This is a genomic window from Aliinostoc maniaoense, from assembly GCF_058172895.1.
Genome location: NZ_CP187952.1, coordinates 2,555,468 through 2,573,317, shown reverse-complemented (window position 1 = coordinate 2,573,317; position 17,850 = coordinate 2,555,468). Strand labels below are relative to the sequence as shown.

Genomic DNA, 17,850 nt, shown 5'->3' with positions numbered 1-17,850 from the left:
AACCCACCACCAATTGCTAGCAATATGGTGGGGGCTTTTAAAGCCTAGAGTTTACCCGACTAAGTGTTTAGTACACTACGATTTTGAGGTCATCTCACCTACAAATACGTAGCCAGTTTGTAGCTACGCCACTTGCTACAACTTTGCAAACCAAAGCAACGCAGTGGCTTCTGAGGTTAACAGTTAAACAGGTGTAATTGGGTTAAGCCAGTGCTGTTGACGTAAAAAGCCTTTAAATCATTGTCTAGGCTCACATTACCCAAGAAATTGGAGGCACAATTATGTGCAAAGTGTTTGTAATTGATAGCGAAAAAAGACCATTAAATCCAATCCATCCAGCACAAGCAAGACAATTATTAAGTAGAGGAAAAGTAGCAGTATTTAAAAGATTCCCTTTCACAATTATTGTGAAAGAATCATCTACAGATGCTACTTTATCCCCACTCAGATTAAAGTTAGACCCTGGGGCAAAATACACAGGTATTGCATTGGTAAACGATGTCAGTGGTGAAGTTGTATTTGCTGCCGAATTAAAGCACAGAGGGTTTGCTATTCGGGATGCTTTAACTTCAAGAAGGCAACTGCGTAGAGCTAGGAGGAGTAGAAAAACTAGATACCGTCAACCCAGGTTTCTTAATAGAACTAGACCCCAAGAATGGTTAGCACCAAGCTTACAAAGTCGGATTGAGAATATCAAAACTTGGGTTAGTAGATTACAGAAAGTTGCACCAATCACAGCCATTAGTCAAGAACTGGTTAAGTTTGATATGCAGTTAATCCACCGTCCTGATATCCAAGGTAAAGAATACCAACAGGGTACTTTGGCTGGGTTTGAGACTCGACAATACCTACTTGAAAAGTGGAATAGAGAATGTGCTTACTGTGGAATTAAAGATGCTCCACTGCAAATTGAACACATCCATCCAAAAAGCAAGGGCGGGTCAAATTCCATCACAAATCTTACACTAAGTTGTGAGAAATGTAACCTCAAAAAAAGCAATCAAGATATCAGAGATTTCTTAAAAAAAGACAAATCCAGATTAGAGAAAATCCTAGCATTAACTAAAAAGCCACTGGCAGATGCAGCAGCAGTTAATACAACTCGATTTGCACTACTAGAAACGTTAAAATCTACTGGCTTACCCGTAGAAACTGGTTCTGGTGGGTTAACTAAATTCAACAGAACTCAACAAGGGTTAAGTAAATCTCACTGGCTAGACGCTTGTTGCGTTGGGACATCAACACCAACTCTCAAAATCAAAGGTGTTAAACCATTATTAATTACAGCCAATGGTCATGGTACAAGACAATCATGTCGTACCGATAAATATGGCTTTCCTATTCGACATTGCTCTAGAACTAAATTTCATTTTGGATTTCAAACTGGAGATATTGTAAAAGCTGTTGTTACTAAAGGTAAAAAGGTTGGTACTTGTATTGGTAGAATTGCTACTCGTGCGACAGGTAGTTTTAATATCTCAACTGCACAAGGATTAATCCAAGGTATCTCTTATAAATACTGTAAAACTATTCACAAAAAAGATGGTTACGCTTATGCTATGTAGAGAATTTGTGAATTGTTCAACTGTCCCAATCACTGTTTTTGCTAACACAAAAATGTGTTCATGGGACGTTTTACAATTCACCTCCTATTCCTCACACCGCTTTCCTTGTCAGGATAAGCGGGAGTCTCCTAGGAGGTTCTGATGAAGCGTGACTCCACAGGTAAGTTTGTTAGTAACTGGGAATTAGAAAAGAAACAACGAGTTAGTGTATCTCTTACGAGTACAGCATGGCGATCGCTCGATGCAGAAGCACAAAAGCAAGGAATTTCTCGTTCGGAATTAATTGAATACTTTGCCCGCAGTCTGGGAAATGCAGAACATCTCGATGGTTTAGAAACCAGGGTAAATACTGAAAACTCAGTGTTACAAAAACGCATCCGGGAACAGCAGCAAGCGATCGCCATCCTAGAGCGTCAGAAACAAGATTTAGAAGTCTTACTGGAAAATGCACCAGATGCGATCGCCCGCTTCGATCCGCAAATTCGTTATTTGTATGTCAACCGCATTGTCGAACAAATCCTGGGATTGTCACGGGATGCTGTACTAGGTAAATCCATGTCTGAATTTATGTCAGACCCCATATACCTATTCTGGGAAGAGCATTTACGTCAGGTGTTTGCCACTGCCCAAGAACAAGAAATTGAATTTGAATTTGCCACCTCGTCCGGTGTAAGATTTTATCAGGCTCGGTTAGTTCCAGAATTGGATGTTCAGGGAACACCCATATCAGTTGTAGTCATTAGCCGGGACATGACCGACACAAGACTCGCCCAGCAAGAACACACCCAATTCATCGCCGCCCAAGAAACTGAACGCCGAGTCATAACAATCCTAGAAAGCATTACAGATGCCTTTGTTGCTTTTGATCATAATTGGCACTACACCTATGTAAATCAGGCAGCAGCTAAAATTTTACACAAAACACCAGAGGAACTTATTGGTAAACACGTTTGGCATGAGGTGTTTCCTGATCTGGTAGGTGGTGTAGCATACAAAGCACTGCACGACGCAGTAGCCCAACAAGTTCCTGTTTCATGGGAAGAGTGTGATAACTCTGTTAACTGTTGGTTAGAGGCAAATGCTTATCCTTCGGTTGAGGGTGTGGCAGTATATTTTCGTGATGTCACAGAGCGCAAACAAGCCGAGGCAGAACGGGAGCGGTTATTGCACGAGTTGGAAACCGAACATAGTCGATTTGCAACTGTTTTAAAGCAGTTACCAACTGGTGTACTAATTGCTGATGCGGCATCTGGTAAATTAGTTCTTGCCAATGAACAAGCTAAACAAATTGTTGGGTACGGCTATGAGCAGTATCTAGAACTAGAAGAATACGTACCTATTACCCCATTTGTAGCTTTTAGCCCAGATGGACAAATGTATGCTCCTGATGATTATCCATTAGGGCGATCGCTCCGCACAGGGGAAGTAGTCTCAAACGAAGAATTGCACCTACAAAGTGATGGTAAGCAAACTGTTATTAGTGTTAATTCTGCACCAATTCTCAACAGCCAAAATCAAATTGTGGCAGCTGTGGCTGTTTTTCAAGATATAACTGAACGCAAGCAAATAGAAACCGCTCTCAGACAGCAAGCCGAGGCATTAGAAAATCAGCAGAAATGGCTAGAAGCTGTGTTGAATTTGATGCCAACACCCACAGTATTTATTGAACCTGGTACGGCAAAAGTTACCTTCTCTAATCGCATTGCCAATGAATTAGCCGGTGGTGATTTACCGAAACACAAATCTTTGGATGAATACCCCGATGTTTACTATTGCACCGATGCCAATGGCGATGGCATCCCCACAAATAAAATCCCTACGCTGCTGTTAGCCCAGGGAGAACAGCTACAAAACTATCAAATGAACTGGCATACACCCGGAGGTATTCGCTCGACGCTTTGGTGGGGAGAAACCTTGCCAGCAATGTATGGGCATCCGGCTATTTGCATTGGGATGTTTCAAGATGTAACGCGACTCAAGCAGATTGAGGAAAACTTGCGGCAAACAGAAGAACGCTTACAACTTGCCCTCAGTTCTGGTCAGATAGTTGCCTGGGACATGGATTTAATCACCAATCATGTGGTGTGTTCTGCTAATGCCATTTCTATCTGGGGTTTGGAAGCAGGTACAACCGAGGAATTTATGGCTAAGGTTCATCCAGATGATCAACAGCAAGTGGTGGAAGCAGCTCAAAGGGCAACTGCCGGAGAAACGGTTTATCAGGAGGAGTACCGAATAATTGCTCCAGATGGAGAAATACGCTGGCTGAATAGTCAAGGCAGAACCTACCTAGATGCTACTGGGCGCGGAGTTCGCATGATTGGCGTTTCTGTTGATATTACAGAGCGTAAACAACTGCTCGAACAGCTGCAACACAAAGAGAGACAACAGGAATTTTTAATTGATTTAAATAATGCCATTCGCGCTATTCCAGATCCAAAAGAAATTATGTGGCAAGTGGTATGTGCCACAGGAAATCATTTCCAAGTGACTCGCTGTACCTACGGTGAAATTGACCCCACCCAAAAATACGTCATCGTTGAGCGCGACTACTGCAATGGTGTCATCAGCATTGTTGGCTCTCATTACATGGATTCTTTTGGCACACAAATCATTGCTGAACTCAAGCAAGGCAAGACAATTGTTGTGCATGATGTGGATGCTGATCCTCGGACTAGGGGAACTGGTGCAATAGCCTTTGAGACAATTGAAACTAAATCTTTTTTATGTGTGCCGTTAGTCAAACAAGGCAGGTTTGTAGCGTTATTTGTGCTACACCATATTGCTCCTCGTTACTGGACAGAGGCGGAAGTAGCACTGATGGAGCAGATTGCTGCACAAACTTGGTTAGCCGTAGAGCGATCGCGCACTGAGGAAGCATTGCGAGAAAATGAGGCGCAATTGCAATTTGCCCTGAAGGTCGGACTTATGGGAACATGGGACTGGGACATACAAACTGGTACATTGTCCTGGTCAGCAGGACACTTCACGGTGTTCGGTCTGCAACCGTATGAGTGTCAACCTACCTACGAACTTTGGGCAAGTCGGGTGCATCCAGATGATTTAGCACAAACCGAGGCCAAAATTCAGGAAACCATGCTGGCCAAGAAAGAGTATCACCACGAATATCGGCTACTTTGGCCAGACGGCTCGATTCATTGGGTAGAAGCCAGAGGACAGTTTACCTACGATTTGAAGGGCAATCCAAAAACTTCTATTGGGGCTGTCGTTGAAATCACAAAGCGGAAGCAAGCTGAACAAGAACGGGAACAATTGCTAGAACGTGAACGCATTGCCCGGATGCAAGCAGAAACCGCACAACGGCAACTAACAACCATTTTTGAAACCTCTCCGGTGGGAATTGGTTTGTTAGATGGTAAGCAGCGATTTATTGCCATTAATGAGGCATTAGCTCAAATCAACGGACTCACTCGTGAACAACATTTAGGACATTCAGTGGCGGAGCTGTTTAGTCAAATTGATCCGGGAATAGTTTCCGTCTTTGATGAGATTTACAAAACAGGAAATCGCTTTATCTCTTTCAGCCTTGCTATCAATCCTCCAGGTCGTAGCGATCGCTCTCCTGGTTACTACAATGTTTATTATCTGCCAACCACAAACTCCAACCATCAAGTAGAAGATGTTTTAGCGTATGTGATAGATGTTACCGAGCAGGTCAGGTTGGAACGTAATCAACGCTTTTTAGCAGAAGCAAGCGGAGTTTTGGCATCTTCCCTCGACTACCAAACTACTCTAGAGCGAGTAGCACAGTTGGCAGTACCAGAGTTAGCAGATTGGTGTACAGTCCATGTAGTTAAAGAAGGTGGTTCTATTGATCAGATTGCAGTAGCTCACATCGACCCTGCTAAACTGCAATGGGCTAACCAAATCAGACAGAAATATCCTCTCAACCCGGATGAGCCTAGAGGTGCTGCATGGACGTTACGCACCGGAAAGCCAGATTTAATCTCAGATATTCCCGATGAATTGCTCGTACAAGCAGCCCGTGATCGAGAACATTTAGAAATCTTGCGCTCTGTTGGGTTTAAATCTGTCATGACAGTACCATTACGAACCCAAACCAAAATTCTGGGTGTGATTTCTTTTATCTCAACCGAGTCAGGACAACGCTATGACCAGAAAAGTTTACAATTAGCAGAGGAACTAGCTCGCCGTGCTTCCTTAGCCATTGATAATGCCCAATTGTACCGCATAGCTCAAAGCGATCGCGCCAAAGCAGAAGCGGCTAACAGAATTAAAGATGAATTTCTGGCGGTACTATCCCACGAATTGCGATCGCCCCTCAATCCGATTTTAGGTTGGACAAAACTGCTGCGAAATAAGCGGCTCAACCCTACAAAAGCTGACCAGGCCTTAGAAACAATCGAACGTAATGCTCAGTTGCAAGCCCAGTTGATTGAAGATTTATTAGATGTTTCCCGCATCCTTCAGGGAAAAATCTCTTTAAATGTCGCCCCAGTGAATTTAGCTGCAACTATTGAAGCCGCTCTCGAAACAGTACGGCTGGCAGCAGAAGCCAAGAATATTCAAATTCAGACCATACTCAACCCGATTGCTGGCACAGTTTTGGGCGATTCCAACCGCTTACAACAGGTGGTTTGGAATCTCCTTTCCAACGCTGTGAAGTTCACTTCCTCTGGAGGACAAGTTGAAGTGCAACTAGAACAGATGGGGATGTATGCTCAAATTCAAGTTAAAGACACGGGTATTGGCATCAGCCCAGAGTTTTTACCTTACGTCTTTGAATACTTCCGTCAACAGGATGGCGCAACGACACGAAAATTCGGGGGATTGGGATTAGGGCTGGCGATTGTCCGCCATTTAACAGAATTGCATGGAGGAACAGTTCAAGCAGATAGTCCAGGGCAAAATTTAGGAGCAAAATTCACAGTCAAGTTGCCTTTAAATGTTGTCGAGCAGGAGCTATCTTCAGATCATAACGATATCGAAAGTGCAATCAACCTCAAAGGTATGCAGATATTGATTGTGGATGATGATCCCGATATGTGTGAGTTGGCAGAATTTATCCTGACTCAAGCTGGCGCACAAGTAATTACAGCAGCTTCCGCATTACAGGCATTGACATTCTTAAATCAATCTGTGCCTGATTTACTACTATCTGACATTGGTATGCCAGATATGGATGGCTATGCTCTGATTCGGCACATTAGACAATACTCACCCCAACAGGGCGGAACTATCCCAGCGATCGCACTTTCTGCCTATGCTGGAGAAATCAACCAACAACAAGCACTGCAAGCAGGTTTTCAACAGCATCTTGCCAAACCCATTGATCCTGATGAGTTAGTTAGGGCAGTTGCAATGTTAATAGGAAGGTGAAGCAATCAGCAGGTTTGCTCTTGCAAACAAAAAACCCCAGCTTGACAACTGGGGTAATTAAGAGAAGTCCGAATGACGATGAGAAACCTTAACCGAGGTAAAAATTTTAGCTAACGCCTAAAGCAACTAAAACTAAAGTGGTGACGAGTAATACAGCATATGCACCTTGTAAGGCGTAGCGGCGTTGCTGCTCTTGGTTGGGGTAGCTAGCATAGTACATTTCAGGTTCGTTTGCGTAGTTATTGAGGATGCCGTCTTCGTTAATGGTGGTATACATATGTTTTTTTCTGTGTTTTGTTAACTTATGTAAATAAATTTAACAAGTTTGTTACAAAGTGTCAACTAGGCTTGACAATAAAAGCCTGATAAGTTTCATAAAAATTGCTTATTAGGGGGCGGAGGAAGACATGATAGAGAGTGAAACCAGACTATCTTGGAGAAGTGAGCTATTACAGCGCATAGCAGATTTAGATGTACAGCAAGCTTTGTTTCCTACTTCCGAACCACGAATTGATGAGCTAGTGCAACAGTTGGAAAGTGTTAATCCCATTAGCAAACCCTTGAGTGTGCAACACCAAGCTGATTTAAGTGGTAATTGGCAATTGGTGTACGCTTCTCGCGGGACTGTGATTACTCGTCCCTTGTCATCAGTTGCAAGTGTTTGGGGAGGAATCAAAATTATCGGAGTTTGGCAAAAGTTAGTTACAGGCGATAACAGACAAATTTCTGCTAGTAATGGGGCTGAGTTTGAACTACCCCTGTTAGGAAACTGGCAACTGTGGGCTGATGGCGTTTGGCGTTGGGGGGAAGATGAGCAAGAGGCGAAGGTGAGCTTTCATTCCTTTGCTGTGGAAGCTATCAAACCTTTTGGGGTATCTGTAAACTTACCGCCATTGAAAATTCCCGTATTAGAATTTTTACGAAAAGAAGCTGTATGGATCACTTCGTATTTAGATGAAGAAATTAGAGTGGGGAGAGGTGCAACCGGGAATCTGTTTGTCTTTCGTCGTCAGTGATTACCAATAGAGTAGCCATTGCCCATTATGATATATGCCGTGACCTTGTAGGGTAATGCGCTCGTCACCGGGGTAAACTTGTGCGATCGCGGCAATTTGATGCAGTGAATGTCCACCATGTATTACAATCTTACCTACATTGTAAGGATGAACAGTTTTATTTCTAAAGCGTTTCATCACTTCCACATCGCCTAAATAATCAGGGTCACGACCATCAATATATTCGTCATAAGTTAAATCCCAAACATTCAAACCTCCACCCAAATGCGGCAGTTTGATTGGGAGAGTAAAGGAAATGGTGCGTTGAAAATCTATATTTTCTTGCTCTTGCCAATTGAGATTTTGATATTGTAAATCAAAATGCACGGATGCTGTGGATTTAGTGAAAATTGCAGGTGTTTCCCAAATATGAAATCCTGGGAGAGCAAAATCAGGATGATAATTAACTGCTGCTTGCAGTTGTTTTTCTAGGGAAGTTTTAACTAATTCGTAAAGCCAGCCAAAATGTTGTTGTAATAGATAATTATATTGTTTGGCTCTAGTGTAATAATCACCTGCAAAGTCAGGTAAATTGAGAAAATCCAAATAAGATGCTGTTCCCAAGGTAAAAAAGCTTGCTGGTTCTTGTCCTCTAGTAATCCAATGTTCTTTTAAACTTTGAATAGTCTCATAAACTTCATTACATTGAGTTTCTGTTAATATTTCATCTGCAACCAGAATAGGCGACTGACTCAGCCTAGCAGCATCTCCTTGTAAATCTTCCTGACTTTTCAGGTTATGTGGAAAAGTCCATGCAAAACCTAACCCCCTAACCCCCTTCCCTACTAGGGAATGGGGAATATGTAGAGACGTTTCATGAAACGTCTCTACATTGGTAGGGGAGAGCAAGGCTAAAAGTGATTCAGTAATTTTACCCTCGGCTCTAATATCATAACCATCATAACCCGGCATTGGATTGGCTTCTAAACACCAGTATTGTTGGTCTTCTGTCACCTTAAAATCCCAGCCAGAAAACTGTAAACCAAAAGCAGCCGTCGCTTGAATAATTTGTTTAGTTAAAGACTCTGGTAATTCCCAAGGAGAATATTTCGCCTCTTGATAAGAACGGCGATAATCTACTTGAGGACAATTAATAATTTCCGCGTGAACTTGATTCCCAACAACATGAGCGCGGACATCTGCACCAGCAAAATATCTTTGTAAGTGTACTGGCCCTTGGGATGGATGAAAATCTAGAAATTCTTCTGGTGAAACTAAGCGACTATCAGCACGAATACCCGATGTAGGTTTAACGATGGTTTTACCAAGACTAGCAAAAGCTGCTAATAGTTCAGGATCAGAACTAGTGAGACTAGGAGGAACATTAAAACCCCAAGATTGCAAAGAATATTCATGTAATGGTTTAGAAGAATTATCAGTACGACCACCAGGACGGTTAATTACTACACCTGGAATATGTTCTAACCACACACAAAGGGCAGCCAACAAACTCCGCCAACGCATTGCCAAAGCCATGTCTGACTGCACACTAGAAAGGTCAATAATGCGGCAATAATAAGCACCATTGGGGTCTAGCTGAAATTTTTTATCGTCTACACTTACCCAACTCATACCATCATCAGGAAGCGTTAACCGCCAGTCTCCTGAAGCTATGACTTCGCGGAGATTAATTGCTTGTACTTCAATACCACGCTGATTAGTTTCACGGATGAAATGACGAAAAGTGCGGTCTGAGTCAATACCAATGGCGTAAATCATGGGAAGAAAACCTCCAAAAGTGCAGGAGCAAGAGCAGGCCAAACAAATTGAATTTGTTCCATTAAAGGGAAGGAATCAATACGCGCAATAGTTGCAGTTTCTAAGTTTTCAGAAATGCTCCAGGTGATAGCAGCGAATGTTAAATCTAAGTTTCTAATTAAGTCAATACTTTGTTGTTCAAGTGCTAAATGTTCTAAGGGAACAGTAGTAGAACGCCAAGCTTTGTCTTCTAATACGACAACAATTTCATAACCAGGATCAATATCTGCCCAACGTCCGCGATAAGGCCCTGCTCCTTGGGGAATGTTAGGGTAAGCTGTGGTGTTATAGGTAACTAAATCTTGGATGTACCATTGTTTGTTAATTTGGGGAATGTGTGGCGGTAAAATTTGGGAGGAAAATATTTCTATATCCTTTTCTTGAGAACCTGCGCGCACCGCCGTTAATACAGAAGAATATGAAGTTTTACCCCAAATACTATGAGGTGTGGGACGATTAATTACAGGTGATTTATTGAGTGTGGCTGCTGCCCATAAAGTGGAGAGACATTCACCATAAATAAATGAATCATCGAAACTAGTTCTGATAGTAGATGGTGGTTGAATCCTCAGTAAAATTGGGATGTCAGGGGTGACGAAGACTTGTCCATCTTCCATCCCAATGGAGAATAAACGCGCCGCATCACAGACATCGAAAATATCAGCCGTGTAGCCAGCTTGCTGCACTAAATCGAGAACTTCCGTAGAAAAGCGATCGCTGCGATCGCCTACAATGATTAAATCCATAGTCTTGAATTATTTTTGAGATGGGCATAGGGCATGGGGCATTGGGCATTGAGCATTGGTAACTGGGTAGAATTTTCCCCTACACCCCTACACCCCTACACCCCTAAATTAAAAAATCGGGTTGCTGCCTTTAAGCAAGGACTTAGAACGAATGTTTTGTAATTTTGCGGGTAGAAGTAATCTATCGGCTGGTAAAGTTACGGGGTCTTTAGAGTTGAAATAACCACCGCAGGGATTATCACAAGCTTCTTTGTTATCAGAACCTTTATCAGACGCATCTTTGCCTTTATCGGAGGCTTCTTTACCTGTACCGCCATCGTTACTAAACACGGGTGATTTATGCAAATCTAATAAAGTATCGCGCCGGAAATTATCTTGAATAAAAGGCTGTTTCTGACGGACGTTGACTTGGCCGGGTGCAGGCTGTTGGGCTTTTGCTCCAGCTATTGTAGACAAGAGCATAGTCGGAACGGTAAGACTCAGCATTAACAAAAACCGAGCCGACAGCATAGTTTTGATATTCATAATTTTGAAAACCTCATTGGTTGACAAAGTTCTTAACCAGCTTGTGTCTTGTGATTTTGCAAGCTGTTATTGTCTAATAGGTTTGGCTATGCTGTTTTATGCAGTTGACACTCCCCCGACTGTTTAAATTTCGCTTCGCTCATTTAAACAAAAAGTCGGGGGATTCTTAAGAGTCCACAAATGAACTCGTAATGGCGTAGTCAATGCGCCTCTACTGACTCCACTGAGGTTAATCCCCAATGTTGCCGCTACTTTGGAAATTATATTTGCTGCACCATTGGCATCAGCATTGATATACCAATTGCTTGCAGTACGGAATAACCCACGCTTTACTCGCTTACCTGATGACTTCCACCCTTCTCCTTCGGAGACGCTAGCGCGAACGGGTTTTTCACCATATTTAGGGAGACTGTCACCGTCTACAAATGAGGCAGCAGAAGTATTCGCTTCTTCGGTTTCTACAAAATCAATTCCATATTGCTGACTAAGTTGAGAAATGCGTTCTTTAAGTTTAGCTGTGGGGATTTGAACAAACTTCTGATTAGCTTTACGCCCCATATTGGCACTATCTTTTTGTCTTTGATTCCATCCAAAAACAATTCGACCAATGCTATTTTCTAGGCAGTGATTAATCACTAATCTTGCTGCTTTGTTCACAGCATCTCGCATCTGTCGGTTGCGTTTTTCTGTGATTGCGGCTAATTGCGTAGACCAAAAACCTTGCTCTTTGTTCTCTTTTAGAGTGGCAACTCGCTTGTTGTACCATTGATTTAAAGATTTGAGATGCTTTCCGTCAATGATAAAACTTGTACCTACATTACTAACGCAAGTTAACCAATTATCGATTCCGTGATCAATTCCTAGTACTCTGCTTGCATCTAGCTGAGACTTAATATCTTCAACGGGATAAACAAATTCAGCGTAAAAGCATCTATTCCTGGGCAATATTCTAAGTTCTTTGATATCCTCCCACTTTAAATTTGAGGGCATTGGTAAGTAGATTGCATCAATGCCAAACCAAGCTTTAACCTGATTACCTAGTGGAATCCTGATACCTTCTTCAGACAACTTTAACCAACGCTTAGGGTAAGTGACTGTGAATAATCCAGTTTTACGGTATTTGGGTAATGATGGCTTATCTTGAAGCTCTCCACGTTTCCACAGTTTTGTTAGTTCTTGGAATGACTTAAAAGCTTCTGAAACATTATTACAAGTTTGTTGTGCTGAGGATACATACATTGCTCCAAAATGTTTGTTTTTGGAGCGAACCATCTCAGCACATATTTCCGCACGTTTAATTATCTTGCCAGTTTTAAAAAAGATTTGTCTGGCATAATAAACAGAACAGTTCCAAACTTTGTTTGATTCTGTGCAAAGATACTCAAGAATTGCCTGAATATCAGGCGGGGCATGAATTAACGTTTGTTGACATCCATACATAATTTTGTCGATATCTTTATACTAAACGACAGTATATCACAAGATAATTGGATTAAACATGATGATTGAAAAATGGCGAGACTTCATGCGTAAACAGACTTTTGAATATCAGCACTACAATCACTCTGTAGGTTTGGCTATTGTCCATTTTGTTTTCATACCAAAGCGGCGTAAGCCTGTTTTAAAAGGTGAAGTCAGGAATCGCCTTTATCAAATATGGCAAGAATTAGCTGTAGAAAAAAAGTGGAACATCCGAGCTTTAAAAATTGCTCCAGACCATATCCATCTGTTTGTTGAGATTAACCCAACAGACCCAATTCATTTAGTCGTTAAGGCTTTTAAAGGGAGGTCTTCAAATTATTTACGTAAAGAGTTTCCAGAGCTTAAAAAACTTCCAAGTCTATGGAGCAAAAGCTACTTTTTTAGTACCGCAGGTAATGTTAGTGCTGCTACAATTCAAAAGTACATTGAAGACCCGCATCATTATTAATATGCTTAAAAATTTTATATCAACATCACCTGACGGAAGGTTTGTTTTCTTTAGATTTCAAACTAAAGATTATATCCAGGGTGAGGGATGGAAAGTTTCATTGGGATTACACAAGAAGTTTTTCTACTGGTGCAGGCAATGGCGAGAGTTTAGGTTAACAATACTTACTTTGAATATTCACTTCAGGAGGAACTAGGCAACTAAAGTCGCATGGGTCACTTTTCCGCCTCGCTCTAAAGAGACGAGGCTACCAAGTTTCCCAAATTTATCGGGTGTCAAATCTCGATTTTTTTAACGCTAAGGTACGCGGAGGTTAGCGCAGAGGTACGCAGAGATTTTTTAGATAAGTTGCTATTAGAGGATTTTATAAAGTAAATCTTAAGTCTTCTCGCTACTTCTTTGGTGTCTTTGCTTTCCACGTTCCACCGTAAACGTAAAATGGGTTATTTTCGCTGACATCCGTCCAACATTGAGGACAGACAAAAACCCAATCTCCGCCTAGTTCAAATTTCACTCTATATAAAATCGGTGCAGGTTGAGTATTCCTACACCGATTGCATAATTTAACTCGATTTCTAGCAGACATTGCCCTCACGCTATTGCTGACGCTTGGGGTTTGGCAAAAATCATCCGTCCGGCTGTGGTTTGCAATGCGCTGGTAACTACTACCCGCACTTCACCACCTACATAATTTCTACCTTCCTCAACGACAACCATTGTGCCATCGTCTAAGTAACCAATGCCTTGGCTGGGTTCTTTACCTTCTTTGAGAATTTTCAAATCAAGGTTATCCCCTGGTAAATATGTAGGACGAACTGCATTTACAAGGTCGTTGACGTTTAAGACGGGTACTTTCTGCACGCTGGCTACTTTCGATAAGTTGTAGTCGTTGGTCAGGAGTGTACCGTTAATTTCTTGGGCAAAACGGACTAATTTGGCATCTACCGTAGGAATATCGTCATAATCAGATTGATTGATGATAATTCGATCTGGATATGCTTCCTTAATGCGGTTTAAAATTTCTAGTCCGCGTCTTCCCCGTACCCGTTTTTGGTCTTTACTCGCGTCAGCAACTTGCTGTAGTTCTTGTAAGACAAACTGGGGAACGATGATTTGTCCTTCTAGAAATCCGGTTTCTAGCAGTGTTTCAATCCGACCATCGATAATACAACTAGTGTCTAAAACTTTGGTGCTGGCGGGTTTGAGTGTCCCTTCGACTACCATTGTTTCAACGGTATTAGGATTAATAAATCGTAATAAACCCCGTCCGTGGGTGTCGGCTAAATTCATGCCGGTAACGGAGAGGATGATACTACCAACCACTGCCACTAGTGGTTTAATAAAACTAAAGTCCGCCGGAATCGGTAATAAAAATAATGGGGCTAGCATTAAGTTTGCTAACAATAACCCGATCACTAAACCGATCGCACGCGTTAGAATTACTTCCAGAGGCATTTCTCGGACTTGGGCTTCTAAGCGGCGGTAGGTGGTTTGAAAACTCAGGCCGACAGCACCGCCAATGATAGCGGCAAAAACTGCAACAGTTAGGCGTAAAGCTTCGAGATTCGTAACGCGATCTAGTGTCCCGTTGGGTAGTAGATCGGTGCTGTAGAAGCCGATGCCTGCTGCTGCCAGGATAAATGAGAGAATGATAATGGCATCAAGCATGGTTATGATGTATTCCTGCGATTGGTTTACCTAATCAAGTCAAATAATGTGAATTGACTCAATGAGAGTCAGCAATATTTAATTAGATTAGGGTTTGATGCAGGGAATGTCTGCAAATATTATAACTAAAGTGCTTTCTCTTAATATTTTTCATAGTTTTGTCAAAAACCGATAAAAACTTGTAAAGAAACTACGCAATTTCATTATTTCTAATTTTTTGTTAATTAAATTGATTTTTCTGCACGAAAATGCCACAAGTTAATGACGCTAGCATTGTTAGTTCTGCTTATGTACACATTCCGTTTTGCAGGCGGCGGTGCTTTTATTGTGATTTTCCGGTATTTGTGGTGGGCGATCGCCTGCGGGGAGAAAATTCTGGTAGTATCTCTCGATATGTTGACATACTGTGTCAAGAAATCACTACCGCACCAATTTATGGTCAACCACTAAAAACCATTTTCTTTGGTGGTGGCACTCCTTCACTGCTGTCTACAGAACAGTTAGCACAAATATTACAGGTTTTAGACAAGCGGTTTGGGATGACTCCTGATGCAGAAATTTCGATGGAAGTAGACCCAGGAACGTTTGATTTGGCACATATTACAGGCTACCGTGATGTGGGCGTAAATCGGGTAAGTTTGGGTGTACAAGCATTGCAAGCAGAATTACTCAAAGTTGCAGGGCGATCGCACTCGGTAGAAGATGTTTTTGCAGCTGTAGAATTAATTCACCAAGCGAAGATTCCCGAATTTAGCATAGACTTGATTTCTGGACTGCCACATCAGTCTTTAGATCAATGGCAAGATTCTCTCACCAAAGCGGTAGCGATCGCACCAACTCATATATCTATATATGATCTCACCATTGAACCGGGAACAGCTTTCGGTCGCTACTATCGACCAGGGGATAGTCCCTTACCCACAGATGCAACCACCGTTAAAATGTACCGACTCGCACAGCAAATCTTAACATCTGCGGGTTATCAACATTATGAAATTTCCAACTATGCACAAATAGGGCATCAATGTCAACATAATCGGGTGTATTGGGAAAATCGTCCTTATTATGGCTTTGGGATGGGTGCAGCAAGTTATGTAGAAGGTAAACGCTTTACTCGTCCCCGCACGACGAAGGAGTATTATCAATGGGTAGAAGCAGGTTGTGTAATTGATTGTGAAGTTACACCACCCCAAGAAGTATTATTAGACACTTTAATGTTGGGTTTACGTTTAGCTGAGGGTGTGAATTTAACCACACTCAGCGAAAAATTTGGTCAACAGCCTTTAGAAGTAATTTACAAATGTCTTAAACCTCATGTTGAGCAAGGTTTAGTAGAAACCACTGAGGAAAGGCTGCGTTTGTCTGACCCAGAGGGGTTTTTATTCTCTAACGTTGTACTAGCAGATTTGTTTAATTCCTTAGAAGCTTAGGGACGGGGAGCAGAGGGGGAGGGGAGACAAGGGAGACAAGGGAGACAAGGGAGACAAGGGAGCAGAATAGTTTTGACGCTGGCTAAATTTTGGATATTTTTGATCAAAAGAATAAGGTTAAAACCAAGTAGAATTTTGGGCGATATATCCCTTGCTCTAGGGTGTTGACTTTCATGAGATTTACCTATTCTTTATTCATAAAGTTTTGGTGTCATCATCGGTGAACCAAATTCAATAAGTAATAAGTAATGGCTATTTACTCATTACTCATTACTCATTACTCATTACTCATTACTCATTACTCATTACTTAAAGAAGGAAAGGATTGTGATGAATTTTTTACCCCTGAAAAGGTACAGAGTCAACAGCCTACCCTTGCTCCCCTGCTCCAGAACTTTTCACATCGAAGTCCCTTATATCGGAGGTAAAACCGAGATCACTACAACAGCAATTAAACCACCTAAAACACCGAGAATAAACCAAACTGTTTTATCTCGATGCTTATTTTCAGCTATTTTAGAGCAAAGAAAACCCATTGCAATCCATATAAGCACAAAAATTATTTGTTGCATTGTCGATACCCCTTGTTTTGTTTATTTTGAGGACTATTGTTAATTCCTTGGTTGATGGTGTTATCGTGATGAACAATGAAAATATGCAGATCATGTTGTAGAAAAATTCTCTGCAAGTTGAGAGGCTTTAACTAGTGCAGTGGCGCACTAGCAAAATATAGAAGAAACACTTTTTTATTACCCTATACCCCTACATCCTGCCTTATCCCAACAATAATTATTTACGCCGACCTACTTAGGTTGCTCATTTTTTGCACCAAGATGGCAGTTGCCCATAATTTAACTTTTCTACATATTTAATCGCTCGATGTTCTTGCAATGAAGTATCAATTAGAGTAGTAATGATCTGTCTGAGTAGATTTCTGATATTGTTTTTATCTTCCCACTTCTGTATTTTTAACTGTAGATTTGGTAATAATACTTTAGTTAACTGAATCCATAACCAAGCTTTGCCGATTTCAGGTTGTTCCAGGTGACGAATTTGATCATCTTTATCTATTAAATATTCGTTACCTGTATGGCGATATTCAGAAAGCGTTGACAACAAGTTGGGATTCCAGTTAAATATTAAATTTTGTAAGTGAGGTATTCTGTTAATTAAGGTAACAACTATCTGGGGTAAATGAGGAATCAAATCACCAGACGTGCGGAATCTTAATAAAGGTGTGTCTAGTGTTAATTCTACGGTGCTGACTGGTGGTGCGCCAAAGGTATATGTTTCTAAAACATAGGGATAAATAGGTTTAAAACCAAGTTGGCTCAGAGACTTAGCAATGAGTATCGCTGCTGCACCGCCCAAACTATGCCCAGTAATGAAAATGTTTTTGCTACCGTTATCTTCTTGTAATAGAAAATCTTGTATTTGCTGCCAAAAACTTTGGACGTAGATATCAAAACCTGAATGGATGTATTCAGAATTGGGCTGAATAAGGAGATTACAAAAATAGTCGTCTAAATTTTCTGTGCCTCTAATGGCAATTACAATATAATCTGGGTTCGATAATAAAAAACCAACTGTTGACAACTCTCCACGAGAATTAAAAAGACGCGGTGCGTGTAGAAATTCAATTTTTTTGTAACTATTTATAAATGGTTGTAAACCAGAGGTCAGAATCGTCTTAACAATTGTTTCTCCTTCTTTATAGCCAACATAAGTTAATTGAGCTAGGCAAGCCATTTCTAGCGTCCGCGCTCTGTCTATATTATTGTTCATAAGTATTGCACATTTTTAATGTTTACT

The 17,850-nt window shown here is 41.4% G+C and carries 14 protein-coding genes; 5 read left to right on the top strand and 9 right to left on the bottom strand.

The annotated features are described in order from the left end of the window. Positions 1-281: 281 nt before the first annotated feature. Positions 282-1,565 carry an RNA-guided endonuclease IscB gene (iscB, locus tag ACPZ3T_RS11425; protein WP_490276309.1) on the top strand — a complete coding sequence of 428 codons (1,284 nt, stop codon included), beginning with the start codon at positions 282-284 and terminating at the stop codon, positions 1,563-1,565. A 141-nt stretch (positions 1,566-1,706) separates the two neighbouring features. Then, the gene (locus tag ACPZ3T_RS11420) at positions 1,707-6,926 is read left to right on the top strand and encodes a PAS domain-containing protein (protein ID WP_490276307.1); all 5,220 of its coding nucleotides are present in this window, start codon (positions 1,707-1,709) and stop codon (positions 6,924-6,926) included. Positions 6,927-7,032: 106 nt separating this feature from the next. Here ACPZ3T_RS11420 and psb34 read toward each other — a convergent pair whose 3' ends face one another. Beyond that, the gene (psb34, locus tag ACPZ3T_RS11415) at positions 7,033-7,203 is read right to left on the bottom strand and encodes a photosystem II assembly protein Psb34 (RefSeq protein ID WP_490276305.1); all 171 of its coding nucleotides are present in this window, start codon (positions 7,201-7,203) and stop codon (positions 7,033-7,035) included. Between the two features lie 130 nt (positions 7,204-7,333). Here psb34 and ACPZ3T_RS11410 point away from each other — a divergent pair, with 130 nt between their 5' ends. Next, positions 7,334-7,942 (top strand): PAP/fibrillin family protein, encoded by a 609-nt coding sequence (locus tag ACPZ3T_RS11410; RefSeq protein ID WP_490276303.1) that lies wholly within the window; start codon positions 7,334-7,336, stop codon positions 7,940-7,942. On the opposite strand, the gene ACPZ3T_RS11405 is transcribed toward ACPZ3T_RS11410, so the two are convergent. The 4 genes from ACPZ3T_RS11405 to ACPZ3T_RS11390 all read right to left on the bottom strand — a co-directional run bounded on the left by ACPZ3T_RS11405 (position 7,943) and on the right by ACPZ3T_RS11390 (position 12,450). Continuing rightward, positions 7,943-9,700 carry an ATP-grasp domain-containing protein gene (locus ACPZ3T_RS11405; RefSeq protein WP_490276301.1) on the bottom strand — a complete coding sequence of 586 codons (1,758 nt, stop codon included), beginning with the start codon at positions 9,698-9,700 and terminating at the stop codon, positions 7,943-7,945. It abuts the gene before it with no gap. Beyond that, positions 9,697-10,485 (bottom strand): hypothetical protein, encoded by a 789-nt coding sequence (locus ACPZ3T_RS11400; protein ID WP_490276299.1) that lies wholly within the window; start codon positions 10,483-10,485, stop codon positions 9,697-9,699. The genes ACPZ3T_RS11405 and ACPZ3T_RS11400 overlap by 4 nt, the downstream gene beginning before the upstream one ends. A 108-nt stretch (positions 10,486-10,593) precedes the next feature. Then, a complete protein-coding gene (locus tag ACPZ3T_RS11395) occupies positions 10,594-11,010 on the bottom strand; it encodes a hypothetical protein (protein ID WP_490276297.1) in 417 nt (138 codons plus the stop codon). A 123-nt stretch (positions 11,011-11,133) separates the two neighbouring features. Continuing rightward, entirely contained in the window at positions 11,134-12,450 is a 1,317-nt protein-coding gene (locus ACPZ3T_RS11390; protein WP_490276295.1) for an RNA-guided endonuclease InsQ/TnpB family protein, read from the bottom strand. 85 nt (positions 12,451-12,535) lie between these two features. Between ACPZ3T_RS11390 and tnpA the strand changes: the two genes are divergently transcribed. After that, on the top strand, positions 12,536-12,940 hold the full coding sequence (gene tnpA / locus ACPZ3T_RS11385; protein WP_490277197.1) for an IS200/IS605 family transposase: 405 nt from the start codon (positions 12,536-12,538) through the stop codon (positions 12,938-12,940). Positions 12,941-13,331: 391 nt separating this feature from the next. Here the strand turns inward: tnpA and ACPZ3T_RS11380 are convergent, their stop codons facing one another. Both ACPZ3T_RS11380 and ACPZ3T_RS11375 read right to left on the bottom strand, forming a co-directional pair. Beyond that, positions 13,332-13,526, bottom strand: coding sequence for a DUF8622 domain-containing protein (locus ACPZ3T_RS11380; protein ID WP_490276293.1), 195 nt, complete (start codon positions 13,524-13,526; stop codon positions 13,332-13,334). A 5-nt stretch (positions 13,527-13,531) separates the two neighbouring features. Beyond that, the gene (locus ACPZ3T_RS11375; RefSeq protein ID WP_236144393.1) at positions 13,532-14,608 is read right to left on the bottom strand and encodes a PIN/TRAM domain-containing protein; all 1,077 of its coding nucleotides are present in this window, start codon (positions 14,606-14,608) and stop codon (positions 13,532-13,534) included. Positions 14,609-14,856: 248 nt separating this feature from the next. Between ACPZ3T_RS11375 and hemW the strand changes: the two genes are divergently transcribed. Next, the gene (gene hemW, locus ACPZ3T_RS11370) at positions 14,857-16,038 is read left to right on the top strand and encodes a radical SAM family heme chaperone HemW (RefSeq protein ID WP_490276291.1); all 1,182 of its coding nucleotides are present in this window, start codon (positions 14,857-14,859) and stop codon (positions 16,036-16,038) included. Between the two features lie 413 nt (positions 16,039-16,451). On the opposite strand, the gene ACPZ3T_RS11365 is transcribed toward hemW, so the two are convergent. Both ACPZ3T_RS11365 and ACPZ3T_RS11360 read right to left on the bottom strand, forming a co-directional pair. Continuing rightward, positions 16,452-16,592 carry a hypothetical protein gene (locus ACPZ3T_RS11365; RefSeq protein WP_490276289.1) on the bottom strand — a complete coding sequence of 47 codons (141 nt, stop codon included), beginning with the start codon at positions 16,590-16,592 and terminating at the stop codon, positions 16,452-16,454. Positions 16,593-16,854: 262 nt separating this feature from the next. Next, positions 16,855-17,823: a lipase family protein gene (locus ACPZ3T_RS11360; protein WP_490276287.1), complete on the bottom strand. Its 969-nt coding sequence runs from the start codon at positions 17,821-17,823 to the stop codon at positions 16,855-16,857. Between the last annotated feature and the right edge of the window lie 27 nt (positions 17,824-17,850).

Coding starts and splice junctions, on each gene's coding strand:
- iscB (WP_490276309.1), top strand. CDS start 282: ATGTGCAAAGTGTTTGTAATTGATAGCGAAAAAAGACCATTAAATCCA.
- ACPZ3T_RS11420 (WP_490276307.1), top strand. CDS start 1,707: ATGAAGCGTGACTCCACAGGTAAGTTTGTTAGTAACTGGGAATTAGAA.
- psb34 (WP_490276305.1), bottom strand. CDS start 7,203: ATGTATACCACCATTAACGAAGACGGCATCCTCAATAACTACGCAAAC.
- ACPZ3T_RS11410 (WP_490276303.1), top strand. CDS start 7,334: ATGATAGAGAGTGAAACCAGACTATCTTGGAGAAGTGAGCTATTACAG.
- ACPZ3T_RS11405 (WP_490276301.1), bottom strand. CDS start 9,700: ATGATTTACGCCATTGGTATTGACTCAGACCGCACTTTTCGTCATTTC.
- ACPZ3T_RS11400 (WP_490276299.1), bottom strand. CDS start 10,485: ATGGATTTAATCATTGTAGGCGATCGCAGCGATCGCTTTTCTACGGAA.
- ACPZ3T_RS11395 (WP_490276297.1), bottom strand. CDS start 11,010: ATGAATATCAAAACTATGCTGTCGGCTCGGTTTTTGTTAATGCTGAGT.
- ACPZ3T_RS11390 (WP_490276295.1), bottom strand. CDS start 12,450: ATGTATGGATGTCAACAAACGTTAATTCATGCCCCGCCTGATATTCAG.
- tnpA (WP_490277197.1), top strand. CDS start 12,536: ATGCGTAAACAGACTTTTGAATATCAGCACTACAATCACTCTGTAGGT.
- ACPZ3T_RS11380 (WP_490276293.1), bottom strand. CDS start 13,526: ATGTCTGCTAGAAATCGAGTTAAATTATGCAATCGGTGTAGGAATACT.
- ACPZ3T_RS11375 (WP_236144393.1), bottom strand. CDS start 14,608: ATGCTTGATGCCATTATCATTCTCTCATTTATCCTGGCAGCAGCAGGC.
- hemW (WP_490276291.1), top strand. CDS start 14,857: ATGCCACAAGTTAATGACGCTAGCATTGTTAGTTCTGCTTATGTACAC.
- ACPZ3T_RS11360 (WP_490276287.1), bottom strand. CDS start 17,823: ATGAACAATAATATAGACAGAGCGCGGACGCTAGAAATGGCTTGCCTA.